Below are 14,030 nucleotides of genomic sequence, written 5' to 3'. Positions count from 1 at the left end.
AACACAAGGATGCCTTTCACAGTCAAAGCAAACGCGAAAATCAACCTTACGCTGGATATTACCGGGAAACGGGAGGACGGCTATCATTTTCTGCGCATGGTGATGCAGTCCGTCACCCTTTGCGATACCCTTACGCTCCGTACGGAAGGAAAGGGCATCCGCCTTTTCTGTGACCGGAGCGAAATTCCCTGTAATGAACTTAATACCGTTTATAAAGCCGCGTCGGCCTTTTTTGCTCATACCGGCATCAACCCGAATCTGACGGTACATATCGATAAGGCGATCCCGTCCCAGGCCGGACTGGGCGGCGGAAGCGCCGACGCCGCCGCCGTGCTGCTTGCGCTGAACCAAATATACGGCGTCGGTTTACCGGAGCAAACCCTCTGTGAAATCGGGCTGAAAATCGGCGCGGACGTTCCGTTCTGCGTTGTCGGCGGGACCGCGCTTGCCGAAGGGATCGGGGAAAAGCTGACGGCTTTGCCCGCCCTGCCCCCGTGCCGTATTGTGATCTGTAAGCCGCCGGTGGGGGTCGACACCAAAAGGGCCTACGCGCTTGCGGACGCCGCTTCGAAAAAAGAGAGCGGTTTTTCCACCGCCATGCTCGATGCGGTCCGAAAGGGAGACCTCGGCGCGATCGCACGGAATCTTGGCAATGAGTTTGAACAGGTGATGCACCTTGCCGAGGCGGCGCATATCAAAAACGCGATGCTTCGGCACGGCGCGCTCGGTGCGTGCATGACCGGAAGCGGCTCGGCCGTCTTCGGTATTTTTGAAGAGGATGGAAAGGCCGTGTCCTGCCAATCGGCGCTGAAGGGCGTTTATCCCGAAGCCTTTGTCTGTGAGCCGGCTTCGTCCGGCTGTCTGCTTCAGGGGTAATTGCCCTGGCTTTTCGAATTTTCGCCTTACAAAACCGTCTACAAAAAGGGGTACTTATGAAATTACTGACTTATTTATACGGCGGTAAAGAAAACGTGGGTGTGCTGTCAAAGGACGGGACAGGCGTTTTTCCCTTCGCCGGCTTCGGTTTGCCGTATGAAGATATGAATTCGTTTATCCGGGACGCGGGGATGGACAGGCTGAGTGAAATCCAACGCGCGCTGGATTCGAAAGAGGACGGAGCCGTCCCTTTTCAGGATATTCAGGTGCTGGCTCCCATTCCGGTTCCGGCACAGGATATTATCTGTCTGGGCGTCAATTTCCTCGCCCACGCGGAGGAATCCGCCCGCTATAAAAAGGAGACGTTCGAGCGGGATCAGGCCGCCGTCTATTTTTCCAAAAGGGTGGACAGGGCCGTCCCGAACGGCGGCTTGATCGACGGCCATTTCGACATTGTGGATTCTCTGGACTATGAGGCCGAGCTTGCCGTTGTCATCGGCAGGGACGCCAGGGATGTTCCGGAAAAAGACGTTTTTTCCTATGTCCTCGGCTACACGGTCATGAATGATGTCAGCGCCAGAAATATTCAGACCCGCCACAAACAGTGGTACTTTGGAAAGAGTCTGGACGGCTTTACGCCGATGGGACCCTGGATCGTCACGGAAGGGGAGTTTACCCGGCCTCCGGTTCTGTCCATCCAGTCGCGGGTGAACGGAGAAATCAGGCAGAACAGCACCACCGGGCTGTTTATCACTTCGATTGAGTCCGCCGTCAGCGAGCTGTCCCGCGGAATGACGCTGAAAGCGGGTACCATTCTCTCCATGGGGACCCCTGCCGGGGTCGGCATGGGCTTTTGCCCGCCGAGATTTTTAAAATCGGGCGATGTGGTCGAATGTGAAGTCGAGAAAATCGGTACGCTGAGAAATACCGTTCAATAAACAGAAAGCCGTGTTCCCGATCAATGGAATGCGGCTTTCTATCGTATTTTCAGTCTGAACGGCGGAGCCGTTTTGTTCCGGCATTGCAAATTTGAAAGGAATCACTGTAAAAAACGGGAGGGCTTACTATGGAGCAGACAGCGTCTCTTTATCCAAAAGATCAAAAAGAAATGTACGCGCTTTTAAAGGCGCAGATGAAGGCGGTTCTGGAGGGGGAGCGTCACGTCATCCCCAATCTGGCGAACGCTTCCGCCCTGCTGGACGGCGCGCTGCAGAATATCAACTGGGTGGGCTTTTACCTGAAGCATCGGGAAGAACTGCTGCTCGGGCCGTTTCAGGGAAAGCTTGCCTGTATGCATATCGCGTTTGGGAAGGGTGTCTGCGGCACCGCGTACAGCCGCGGGGAAACCGTGCTGGTGAAGGATGTCCATCAGTTCCCGGGGCACATTGCCTGTGATTGCGATTCCAATTCCGAAATTGTCGTTCCGCTGTTCCGTCATCGGCAGGTCGTCGGCGTGCTGGACATTGACAGTCCGCTGCTTGCCCGCTTCGACGAAACGGACGCCTGCGAACTCGAAGCGATCGCCCGAATCATCGAAAATTCGTGCGACTGGTCCGAACTGCCCGGTTTGCAGTGAACACAGGAGCGGAAAGGAGGAAAAATTGAATATTCAGATATTCGGAAAACCGAAATGCTTTGATACCAAAAAGGCGGAACGCTATTTTAAGGAACGCAAAATAAAATACCAGAGCATCGACGTCGCGAAATACGGCATGAGCAAGGGAGAGTTCAACAGCGTCAAGTCGGCTGTCGGCGGCCTTGAAAAGCTGATTGACGGGGATTCAAAGGAGGACGATGCTGTGCTCCTTCGCTATCTCGCGGGGGAACAGGCCAAAGAGGAAAAACTTCTCGCAAATCCGCGGCTGCTGAAAACGCCCATCGTCCGCAACGGAAAACAGGCGACCGTGGGTTATCAGCCCGAGGTATGGAAAACGTGGGAGTGATTTTGTCCCATCATGTATACAATTTAAGGCCACAACGAATAAAAACGGTTTTTTGTGTCAATAATTCCCTTGCAACATAAATACAGAAAGGGACTTACTTAACATGAAACTGTTTGAAAAATCGCTTTTACTGGCACTGATATTAACCGTGCTGTTTTCCTTCACCGGCTTTGCCGCCGGCTGTGAAGATATACCGAACCATGTGCTTCGCCTGCACGTCCTCGCAAATTCCGACTCCGAATCGGATCAGGCGCTGAAACTGAAGGTGCGCGACCGGATTCTTACCGAGAGCAAGGGCCTGATGGACAACGTCAAAAATAAAGCCGAGGCACAGGAAGCCGTTCGCTCCGCCATTCCGCAGCTGAAAGCGGCGGCGGCGGACGAAGTCAAAAAGCAGGGCTTTGATTATCCCGTCAATGTCGAAATGGTCCACATGTATTTTACTACCAGAGAGTACCAGACGGTGACTCTCCCGGCGGGGGACTATGATTCCCTGCGCGTGACCATCGGGAAGGCCGCGGGCCGCAACTGGTGGTGCGTGATTTTCCCGCCGATGTGCCTGCCCGCCGCCGAGGAACCCAAGGAGCTGGGCGACGTGCTCAACGCGAACCAGCTTGGGATCGTAGAGGGCAAAGGCGAATTTGAAATAAAATTCAAATCGGTGGAGCTTTATGAACAGCTGAAAAATTACCTGGAAAAGAAATAGAATATTTTCCTGCAGCATTTCCGGTTCTTGTGCAAATGTGTTTGGATTCCTCCCCCGCCACAGGCGGGGGAGGAATCCGTCTTGTTCGCAAATGAAAATGGAATTGCTGTAAGCGCAGCATCCATGCTATAATGTTCAGTATGAAATCAGGATACTGAATGTTTGGGGGCATACGATGCTGCGTTTTATTTTGGGCCGCGCGGGCAGTGGGAAAACGGAACTGCTGCGGACAGAACTGAAAAATATGGCTCAGGCCGCACAGAAAAAAATCATGCTGATCGTACCGGAGCAGTCGTCGTTTGAAAACGAGCGCGCTATGCTCCGGCTGCTCGGCGCGAAGGATGTGCAGCGCGTTTCGGTCACGAGCTTTTCCCGCCTGGCGGATCTGGTGTTCCGCCGGTACGGCGGCGGCGCGGGGCGCCGGCTGGACGACGGGGGCCGCAGCATCTTTATGAGCCTTGCGCTGGAGCAGGTGAAGGACCAGCTCAGCTTTTACCGCAAGAACGCGGAAAGCACCGAGCTTGTCGGCCTGATGATCTCCGCTTCCACGGAATTTAAAATGTGCGACGTAACCCCGCTCGATATCGAACATGCGGCGGGGGAAATGCCCGGGGGGACCCTGCGGCAGAAAATGACGGAGCTGTCCCTGATCCTTTCCGCCTATGACGCACTGGTCGCGCAAAGCTTTGTCGATCCGCTGGACGACCTGACAAGGCTGAAAAACACCCTGCAGGAGCATTGTTTCTTTTCGGAATATACCGTGGCGCTCGATTCGTTCCAGAGCTTTACGGTGCAGGAATACAATATCATCAACCTGATCCTTTCTCAGGCGGACGACCTGTACGTTACGCTCTGTACCGATCAGCTGGACGACCCGGAGCACGGCATGGGCCTGTTTTCCCTTGTCCGCCGCACCGGGAAAAACCTGATGCGGCTTGCGCGCCGGAACGACGTGAAAATCGCGCCGCCGGTCGTTTTGCCGGGCGGGGCGCGTTTTCAAAGCAGGCCGCTGGCTGCGGTGGAGGCCGGGGCCTTCCGCTGCGGGCGCACGACACAGGGCTGCGAAAATAACGGGGACGTCGTGCTGTATGAAGCAAACAACGCGTACGGCGAGTCCGCCTTTGTCGCCGCCGCCATCCGCCGTCTGGTGATGGAAAGGGGCTTTCGCTACCGCGATTTTGCGATTATCACCCGTTCGACCGACCGTTACCGCGGGGTTCTCGATCTGGCTCTTGAGCGATGGGAAATCCCGTATTTTATGGACAAGCCGCAGGCAATCGACGCCGAACCGCTGATGCGCCTGGTGCTTTCCGCGTTCAAAACCGTACAGTCCGGCTTTTCCTCGGACTCCATTTTTTCATACCTGAAAACCGGCCTCACGGCGCTCGGCACCGAGGAAATCTCCCAGCTGGAAAACTATGTTTTTGTGTGGGGCAAGGAAGGGAAGCAGTGGAAGGAGGACTGGACGGAGCATCCCAAAGGGTTCGCGGAAGAAATGACGGACGGCGACCTGAAAAAGCTCTCAGAGATCAATGAAAGCCGGAAAGCGGTGATGAAGCCGTTGCTTCGGTTCGCGTCCAGACTCCGCGATACCGACGGGGAGGGGATGGCCGCGGCGGTGTACGAACTGCTTCAGGACATCGGCGCCGCCGGGCATCTGAAAAACCTCGCGCAGCATCTCTCCGACTGCGGGGAGCCGGAGCTTGCCGACCGCCAGCTGCGGCTCTGGGACCTTCTGATGGAGATTCTGGACCAGACGGCGCTGGTGCTGCAAAAGAATCCCGTCACCTCCGCGCGCTACGCGGAGCTTCTGCGTCTGGTCATTCTGGCGAACCGTATGGCAAGCATCCCACAGGGGCTGGACGAAGTGACCGTCGGCGCCGCCGACCGAACCAGAACCGGTGCGCCGAAGGTGGTTTTCCTGATGGGGACCGTGCAGGGCGAATTTCCTTTATCGCCCGGCGGCGACTGCGTTTTCAGTGACAGCGAGCGGCGGGAGCTCATCCGTCTGGGGCTTCCCTTGAACGACACTCTTGAGGGCACCGCGGTGCAGGAGCGCTTTCTTGCCTACGCGGCCATGAGCGCCGCCTCCGAAAGACTGTACATAACGTATCCGCTTACCGGCCCGGCAGGGGAGGCGAACACGCCTTCCTCCATCCTGGGCGAAGTATGCGCCATTTTAAAAAATACGGCGGTCATCAACGAGCTTCTTCTGCCGCAGACCTATTTCGCGAACGCGAAGGAGCCCGCCTTTGAGCTGATGGCCCAGCAGTGGAACCACAATACCGTGCTGTCCGCCACGCTGAAAGACCTGTTCGGAAAGCGCGGGTGTGAACATCGCCGGTCCGCAATCGACCGCGCCGCGCAGAACCGGCCCGCCGTCTTCGCTTCCCCTGAAAAAGCGAAGGCGCTGTTCGGAGAAAATCTGCATGTTTCCGCAACGCAGATCGAAAAATTTTATCTGTGCCGTTTCCAGTACTTCTGCCGTTTCGGCCTGAATGCAAAGGAGCGCCGGGCGGCGGAGCTGGACGCGCTGGAGTATGGCAGTCTGATGCATTTTTTACTGGAGAAGCTGTTCCGCGACACCGGTAGCGAAGCCATTCTCCGCATGAGCCCGGAGGAACTCAAACAGGAAATCCTCCGTCTCTTAAATGTGTACGTCGATACCAAAATGAGCGGTGTTCAGAATAAGTCGCCGCGTTTTGTATACCTGTTTCTGCGTCTGGCCGATTCGGCGCAGGTGATCGCGTCCCATATCGCGCAGGAGCTTGCCCAGAGCGAATTTAAGCCCGTCGACTTCGAGCTTTCCATCGGAAAAGACGGGATCCCCCCCCTGCGTATCCCGCTGCCGGACGGGGGACAGGTGGAAATCGACGGCAAAATCGACCGGGTCGATCTTTTCGACCGGGACGGGGTAGGCTATGTACGCGTGATCGACTATAAGACCGGCCATAAGGAATTCAAATTATCGGATATCCTCTACGGCGTCAACATGCAGATGCTGATCTATCTGGCGGCGCTGATGGAGAATGGCGGGGACCGCTACGGGGAAGTCCGGCCCGCCGGCGTGCTGTATATGCCCGCGAACCGCCCCGCCGTTTCCGCTTCCCGCAATATGGAAGCCGAAAAGATCGGGCAGGAAGCGGCGAAAAAGCTGCGGATGGACGGGCTCGTGCTGGACGACGCCGAAATCGTCGCGGCCATGGAGCACGGCGGGCAGGGAAATTATATCCCGGTCGCGCTCAAAGACGGCGTGCCAGGCAAACGCGACCACGTGGTTTCTCCGGGAGAACTGACCGATGTGATGAAACACATTAAGGAGCTGGTCGGTGCAATGGCCCGGGAGCTTCACGGCGGCGACGTTTCGGCGGTGCCGCTTTCCGGTACCTACGACGCCTGCGCGTGGTGTCCCTATTCGTCCGTCTGCGGTCATGAAAGGGACGACCCCACACGCGAAATGCAGCAGTGGGACAGGGATGAAGTCATCAAAGAGCTTACGCAGGCAAAAGGAGGGAACGAGCAATGAGCGCACGCACATGGACGCAAAGCCAGCAGGACGCGATTGAGGCGCGGGGCGGCACACTGCTGGTATCCGCCGCGGCGGGCTCCGGGAAAACGGCGGTTCTGGTGCAGCGTGTGATTGAGCGCATGACCGACCCGCAAAATCCCACCGACGCCGACCGCCTGCTCGTCGTTACCTTCACCAAGGCCGCGGCGGCGGAAATGAGCGGCCGTATCGCTACGGAAATCGCAAAACTGCTGGAAGCCGACCCTATGAACGTGCGGCTTCAGCGCCAGCAGATTCTGCTGACCCGTGCGCACATCAGCACCATCCACAGCTTTTGCAGCGAACTGATCCGGGAAAACTTTTATAAGCTGGGGATTTCCCCGGATTTCCGCATCCTGGACGACAGTGAGATGAAACTGCTGCGCGACGATGCGGTTTCCGCCGTTCTGGAAGCGTTTTACGCACAGAACGACCCGGATTTTCATGCTCTTGTCGATGCGTTTTCCTCCGGACGGGACGACGCGCGCATGATCAAGACCGTCAATACCCTTTACGATTTTGTCCGGTCTCATCCGTTTCCGAGCCGCTGGCTGCGGGAAAAGGCCGCCATGTATGAGGGGGAGATTTCCGTTTCCCGGACCGTGTGGGGACGGACTGTTTTAAAGTACGCCGCGGACGCGGTGGACTACTGTATTTCCCTGACGCGCAATTCCCTCGTGCTGATGCAGGAGGACGAAAAAATTGCCGGCGCGTATGGCGACGGCTTTCACTCCGATCTGGCTGGGCTTCTGGCGCTGAAAGACGCGGCGGACGCGGGCGGCTGGGACGCCGTTTCTTTCCGGTGCGCTAATTTTGGTTTTCAAAGGCTGAAGCCTTTGCGGGGCTACGGCGACGACCCGCTGAAAAACAAGCTTTCGGCAAGCCGAAAGGAAGTGCAGGAAACCGTCAAAAAGCTGGCGGAGCTGTTCGGCGCCGACGAGCGGGAATGCGGGGAAGAGATCGCCCGCATCGCCCCGCTGGTAAAGAAGCTGTTCGAGGTCACGGAAAAGTTCGGCGAAGAGCTGGACCGGCTGAAACGGGAACGCCGCGCGGCGGATTTCAGCGACCTGGAGCATTACGCCTTAAAGCTGCTTGTTCGGGAAACGGACGGCGGCTTTGCACCGACGGAGGAAGCTTTGGAAATATCCGCCCGGTTTGACGAGGTGATGGTCGACGAATATCAGGACACCAACGAAGCGCAGGATATGATTTTCCGCGCGGTTTCGCAGAAGGAAAGCAACCTGTTTATGGTAGGCGACGTCAAACAGAGCATTTACCGTTTCCGTCAGGCGATGCCTCAGATTTTTCTGCGCCGCCGCGCGCAGTACCCCGATTACGACAGAACAAAGGATGCATATCCTGCCTGTGTGGTGCTGGACAAAAATTTCCGCAGCCGCCGCGGGGTGACCGAAACGGTGAATTTCGTGTTCCGCCAGCTGATGAGCGAGCAGACGGGCGAGCTGGATTACACGAAAGCGGAGGAGCTTGCCGCCGGGGCGGATTACCCGCCCTGCGGCGAACCCGCGGCGCAGCTGGACATTATCGACCTTTCGGCGTCCGAGGACGACGAGGAAATGATCGCGGCGGAAAGCCGCCATATCGCGGAGCTGATCTATCGGATGACCGGGGACGGCACCGCCGTGACGGACCATGGCCGACAGCGGCCCGTCGTCTACCGGGATATCTGCATTTTGCTGCGCAGCGCAAACCGGTACGCGCACGAATACGCGCGGGAGCTGTCCGCGCTCGGGATTCCGGCATGGGCCGACACGGCGGGCGGCTTCTTCGCGGCGGCGGAAGTGGGGGTGGCGGTTTCGCTTCTGCGCGTGATCGATAATCCGATGCAGGATATTCCGCTGCTTTCGGTGCTGATGAGTCCCATTTACGGCTTTACGGCGGACGATATGGCCGATATCCGCATCCCGTCGCGCAGCGCTCCGCTGTATCCCGCGCTCGTTTCCGCCGCTCAAGGCGGCAATCCGCGCGCGGCGGATTTTCTGCGCGATATGGACGCCTACCGCACGCTGGCGGCTACCATGCCGTCGGATCGGCTGATTCAGGCGGTCTACGACAAAACGGGCTATCTGAATCTGGTTCAGGCAATGCCCAACGGGGAGCTGCGGCTTGCGAACCTCCGTCTGCTGCTCGAATACGCGAAAAAATATGAAGCCTCCGGCTATAACGGGCTTTCCGGTTTTATCCGGTTTATCGACAGGCTTCAAAAAAATAGCGCCGACCTCGCGCCCGCCTCCACCATCAGCGAGGCGGCCAATGTTGTAAAAATCATGAGTATCCACCGCAGCAAGGGGCTGGAGTTCCCGGTCTGCATTCTTGCCGGGTGCTCCCGGCGCTTCAATAAGGAGCGGGGGGACGTGCTTTTGCACCCGTCGCTCGGCCTTGGGGTAAAGCTCAGGGATGACGCCGGTCTCTGCCGCTACACGACCATGCCGCGCGAAGCGGTCGCGCTGGAGCTGGACCGCAATGAAATGAGCGAGGAGCTGCGCGTGCTGTACGTCGCCATGACGAGGGCGAAGGAAAAGCTCATCATGGTGACGACGGTCAAGGACGCGGGGAAGACGCTCGGAAAGCTCGCCGCCCGGCTGACGGAGGAAAACAGGATTCAGCCCTATGTGGTGCGCAGCGTTTCCAGTATTTCCGACTGGCTGCTGCTCTGTGCCCTGCGCCACCCGGACGGTACGCGCCTGCGCGACCTTGCCTGCGCCCTGCCGGGGATCACCGTCGGATCGGAAGAGCCGTGGACCGTGAATCTGATCTATCTGCCGAAAGAAGATGCTGCCGTACGGCAGCCGGAGGAGGTTTTGCCGGCGCGGCCGGACCGGGCGCTGGAGGAAGAAATTTCCGCGGCGATGGACTATGTCTATCCGTACGCTGCTTTAAAAGGGATACAGGCCAAGGTGGCGGCTTCCGACCTTGCCGCGCGTGAATTTTCCGCGCAGTATGCCGCCGTGTCCCGCCCCGCGTTTTTAGGCAAAACGGGGCTGACTCCCGCCGAGCGCGGGACGGCGCTGCATACCTATATGCAGTTCGCGGATTACGAAAAAGCGCGCGAAGCCCCCGAAAGCGAGCTGGAGCGCCTTGTCGCTCAGGGCTTCCTGACGGCCGAGCAGGGGAACGCTGTCGATCTCGCCCACGTGCGGACTTTCTTTCAAAGCGCGCTTGCTAAAAGGATTTTCGCTTCGGAAAACGTCCTGAGGGAATATCGCTTTACCGTGGAAATTACCGCGGGCGACGTTCGTCCGGGGCTGCCGGACGAACTGAAGGGCCAGCCAGTGGTGCTGCAGGGCGTGGTCGACTGTGCGTTTGAGGAAAACGGCAAGCTGGTGATCGTGGACTATAAAACCGATCGGACGAATCATCCCTCGGAGCTGTGGGAACGCTATCATGCGCAGCTTGCGCTTTACCGTCTGGCAATGGAACAGTGTACGGGGAAAAAGGTTGCCGGGTGCCTGCTTTATTCCTTCAGCCTGAATTGTGAAATCTCCAATTAACGCTTGACAAATGAAAAAATCACTGGTAAAATAATTCAGTAAAACAAAGCGGGGCATCTTGTGCCCACACCTGTGGGGTTTCGTCCGCCATGGGTCAATACGGAAAACGGCTTTTGAAAGCTGTTGTTTTGTGTATTGTTGTGCGGGCGGATATTCTGCCCGCGCTTTTTATTGAAACTGATAACGTGTTTTGGAGGTGCTTAACAATTAGCAACAAGGAACTGCAGATTAATGAGGAGATTCGTGACAGGGAAGTGCGTGTCGTCGGTTCGGACGGTTCTCAGCTTGGCATTATGAGTTCGGCCCAGGCTTTGGAAAAAGCGTTTGAACAGAATCTTGATCTTGTCAAAATCGCGCCGCAGGCAACGCCCCCGGTGTGTAAGATCATTGATTACGGCAAATTCAGATTTGAGCAGGCAAAGCGCGACAAGGAAGCAAAGAAAAATCAGCGCATTGTCGACATCAAGGAAATCCGTTTGTCTTTAAACATTGACACTCACGACTTTAACACAAAAGTCGGTCACGCAACCCGCTTCTTAAAGGATGGCGACAAGGTCAAGGCTTCCATCCGCTTCCGCGGACGGGAAATGGGACATCCGGAGCAGGGTTACAGCATTATGCGGAATTTTGCTGAGGCACTCAGCGAAATCGCCAATGTGGAAAAACCGGCAAAGTTAGAGGGACGTAATATGCTCATGTTCCTTGCATCCAAACCCGCTAAGTAATCATCATAAGGAGGACAATACCATGCCTAAAATTAAGACACATACCGGCGCAAAAAAGCGCTTCAAGCTTTCCAAGAACGGAAAAGTAATCCGCGGTCATGCCAATAAATCCCATATCCTGAACAAAAAGACCACCAAGCGCAAGAGAGGCCTCAGAAAGACCACGATTGCCGACAAGACAAATGTGGCCCAGGTAAAGAGATTAATTCCTTACAAATAAGAGTTAGTCCTGTTGATTAAAATAACCATTTCAATGGAGGTAATAGAATGGCACGTGTAAAAGGTGCGTTGATGACACGCAAGAGAAGAAAAAAGACTTTGAAACTTGCGAAGGGCTACTGGGGTTCCAAGAGCAGACATTTTAAAATGGCCAAACAGGCCGTCATGAAATCCGGTAACTACGCATTTATCGGACGTAAAGCAAGAAAGAGAGATTTCCGCCGCCTGTGGATTACCCGTATTTCCGCCGCATGCCGCGCGAACGACGTCAGTTATTCCGTGTTTATGAACGGGCTGAAAAAAGCGGGGATTACGCTGAACCGTAAAATGCTTGCAGAAATCGCTGTTGCCGACGAAGCCGCATTTAAGAGCTTGATTGAAAAAGCAAAGGCAGCGCTTTAAAAAGCTGTAATTGCGCCCGGAAAAAAACCGGGCGCAAATTTTATATGGAGAGAAAACATGCCGGATCTGATTACAAGCCGTCAAAATGAAATCATCAAGCACGCCGCACGCCTTTCCTCTGCCGCCGGGTTCCGCAGGGAACAGGGCCTTTTTCTGGTTGAGGGCGCGCGGCTCTGCCGCGACGCGGCGCAGAGCGGGGTCGGCATCAGGACTCTGTTTTACACGGCGCAGGCGGGCGAAAAATACGCGGACTATCTCAGTGAAATTCAACCGGCGGCGGAAGAAACCTATCTGGTGGAGCCACATGTCGCGGCGCTTTTGTCGGACACAAAGTCCCCGCAGGGCGTTTTTTGCGTCTGCAGAATGCGCGCCGGGACGGAGGAACTGGAGGCAATGGAGCCGGGGCTGCATTACCTGGGGCTTGAGAATATCCAGGACCCGGCCAACCTGGGCGCAGTGCTCCGTACGGCGGAGGCGCTGGGAGTCGGCGGCGTCCTTTTGGGCGGCAGCTGCTGCGACGTCTATTCGCCGAAGGTACTGCGCGCCAGTATGGGCGCGGTTTTCCGCCTTCCGTTCTATGTGCGGGCCGAGCTTGCTTCCGCTATCGGTTTTCTGAACAGCCGCGGGTTCGTTACCCTCGCCGCGGTTCCGGACTCCTCCGCTCAGAAGGTGACGGAGGTCGGTTTCCGAAAGCCGACGGTGCTTTTCGTGGGCAATGAAGGAAACGGACTTACTGCCGCGGCGATCGCCGCCTGTTCGGGGTCGGTGACCATCCCCATGCTGGGCAGAGCGGAATCTCTCAACGCGTCGGCTTCCGCCGCGATTCTGATGTGGGAAATGATGCGCGAAAAATCGGGAGGCGTTTAAGAATGTCTGTTGACCAAAGGGCATACTGGGTGTGGCTGCAGCACGCGCTCGGCGCGGGTAGCTCCAAGCAGAACCGCATTCTTTCGGGTTACCGTTCTCTGAACGACTTTTATGCCGCGGGTATGGAAAGCTGGCTGCTCGAGGGTTACTTTACGCAGAGCGAGCTGGGAAAGCTTTCCTCGTACTCCGTTCGGGACGCCGAAGCCCTGCTGGAGTACTGTGAGAAAATCGGGCAGCAGGTTCTTACGCCCGGATGCGCCGGTTACCCCGAACCGCTCGGTGAGATTCATAACACGCCCTGCGCGCTGTATGTCAAGGGGACCCTGCCGGACTTCTCCGCGGTTCCCAGCATCGCCGTTGTGGGCACCCGCAAAGCGACCGCGACCGGCGTCGCGACCGCGCGCAGCTTCGCTTTTGAGCTTGCCAAACAGGGAGCGGTCGTTGTCAGCGGCGGTGCGCTGGGCATCGATACGGCGGCCCACAAGGGTGCTTTGCAGGCCGGCGGGAAAACCGTCTGCGTCCTTGGCTGTGGCATCGATTATAATTACCTGATGGGAAACGCGTCTCTGCGCGAGGCCATCGCGCTTTCCGGCGCGGTCATTTCGGAGTATCCCCCGAACACGCAGGCTGTCAATTCCAATTTTCCGATCCGCAACCGTATTATTTCCGGCCTGACGCTGGGAACCCTTGTGGTGGAGGCCGCCGGAAAAAGCGGCTCGCTGATTACCGCGCAGTACGCGCTGGAACAGGGAAGGGACGTTTTCGCCGTGCCCGCCGGGATTTACAGCCCTGTTTCCCAGGGGGTGAACGGGCTGATTAAAAGCGGGGCGAAGCCCGTGTCCAACGCGGGCGAGATTCTGGAAGAGTACCTTTACCGTTTCCCCGGCCAGATCGATTTCAGGGATGAGGAAACGAATGTGATTTTTTCTCCGGAACCGAAGCCGGTACGCCCGGAGGCGGTACCGTTGGATGAAAAAGAATTTTCAGAGGACGCCGTGCTTTTGTATTCCAGCCTGGCGGACTCGCCGAAGCATCTTTCCGAACTGGAGCGTCTGACGGGCATTTCCGCCCCGCGGCTTCTGACCGCAGTGACGGAACTGGAGCTTGCCGAAAAGATTCGTTCCCATTCCGGGCGCCGCTACAGCCTGCCGGTCTAAATATTGTTAAAAATTGCCGAATACTCGGCAAATTTTAAAAATGTTTAATATTTTATGGTAAAACGTTATAATATTGAAT

At 56.7% G+C, this 14,030-nt stretch carries 12 protein-coding genes; all 12 read left to right on the top strand.

What is annotated here, in order from left to right:
* The first annotated feature begins 9 nt into the window (after nt 1–9).
* The 12 genes from ispE (at nt 10) to dprA (ending at nt 13,951) form a co-directional block, all read left to right on the top strand.
* On the top strand, nt 10–876 hold the full coding sequence (ispE, locus tag ACRQU7_RS11365; protein ID WP_444640942.1) for a 4-(cytidine 5'-diphospho)-2-C-methyl-D-erythritol kinase: 867 nt from the start codon (nt 10–12) through the stop codon (nt 874–876).
* Between the two features lie 56 nt (nt 877–932).
* Entirely contained in the window at nt 933–1,814 is an 882-nt protein-coding gene (locus ACRQU7_RS11360; protein ID WP_444640940.1) for a fumarylacetoacetate hydrolase family protein, read from the top strand.
* Between the two features lie 128 nt (nt 1,815–1,942).
* On the top strand, nt 1,943–2,452 hold the full coding sequence (locus tag ACRQU7_RS11355) for a GAF domain-containing protein (protein WP_444640938.1): 510 nt from the start codon (nt 1,943–1,945) through the stop codon (nt 2,450–2,452).
* A 25-nt stretch (nt 2,453–2,477) separates the two neighbouring features.
* On the top strand, nt 2,478–2,819 hold the full coding sequence (locus tag ACRQU7_RS11350; protein WP_038324635.1) for an ArsC/Spx/MgsR family protein: 342 nt from the start codon (nt 2,478–2,480) through the stop codon (nt 2,817–2,819).
* A gap of 103 nt (nt 2,820–2,922) precedes the next feature.
* Entirely contained in the window at nt 2,923–3,525 is a 603-nt protein-coding gene (gene spoIIR, locus ACRQU7_RS11345) for a stage II sporulation protein R (RefSeq protein ID WP_444640936.1), read from the top strand.
* Between the two features lie 175 nt (nt 3,526–3,700).
* Nucleotides 3,701–7,051: a PD-(D/E)XK nuclease family protein gene (locus tag ACRQU7_RS11340; protein WP_444640934.1), complete on the top strand. Its 3,351-nt coding sequence runs from the start codon at nt 3,701–3,703 to the stop codon at nt 7,049–7,051.
* A complete protein-coding gene (gene addA, locus ACRQU7_RS11335) occupies nt 7,048–10,581 on the top strand; it encodes a helicase-exonuclease AddAB subunit AddA (RefSeq protein WP_444640932.1) in 3,534 nt (1,177 codons plus the stop codon). The genes ACRQU7_RS11340 and addA overlap by 4 nt, the downstream gene beginning before the upstream one ends.
* A 185-nt stretch (nt 10,582–10,766) precedes the next feature.
* Nucleotides 10,767–11,306 (top strand): translation initiation factor IF-3, encoded by a 540-nt coding sequence (infC, locus tag ACRQU7_RS11330; protein ID WP_038324629.1) that lies wholly within the window; start codon nt 10,767–10,769, stop codon nt 11,304–11,306.
* A gap of 22 nt (nt 11,307–11,328) precedes the next feature.
* The gene (rpmI, locus tag ACRQU7_RS11325) at nt 11,329–11,526 is read left to right on the top strand and encodes a 50S ribosomal protein L35 (RefSeq protein ID WP_038324618.1); all 198 of its coding nucleotides are present in this window, start codon (nt 11,329–11,331) and stop codon (nt 11,524–11,526) included.
* A gap of 47 nt (nt 11,527–11,573) precedes the next feature.
* Entirely contained in the window at nt 11,574–11,927 is a 354-nt protein-coding gene (gene rplT, locus ACRQU7_RS11320; RefSeq protein ID WP_038324616.1) for a 50S ribosomal protein L20, read from the top strand.
* A gap of 57 nt (nt 11,928–11,984) precedes the next feature.
* Nucleotides 11,985–12,794, top strand: a complete 810-nt coding sequence (locus tag ACRQU7_RS11315; protein WP_038324614.1) for a TrmH family RNA methyltransferase — start codon at nt 11,985–11,987, stop codon at nt 12,792–12,794.
* A gap of 2 nt (nt 12,795–12,796) precedes the next feature.
* Nucleotides 12,797–13,951 (top strand): DNA-processing protein DprA, encoded by a 1,155-nt coding sequence (dprA, locus tag ACRQU7_RS11310; protein WP_444640929.1) that lies wholly within the window; start codon nt 12,797–12,799, stop codon nt 13,949–13,951.
* The last annotated feature ends 79 nt before the right edge of the window (nt 13,952–14,030 follow it).

This window comes from Caproiciproducens puteiluti (genome assembly GCF_052442865.1).
Classification (GTDB): Bacteria; Bacillota; Clostridia; order Oscillospirales; family Acutalibacteraceae; genus Caproiciproducens.
Note: the sequence above shows the minus strand (reverse complement) of the source record. Positions and strands in the feature narration are given on the sequence as shown.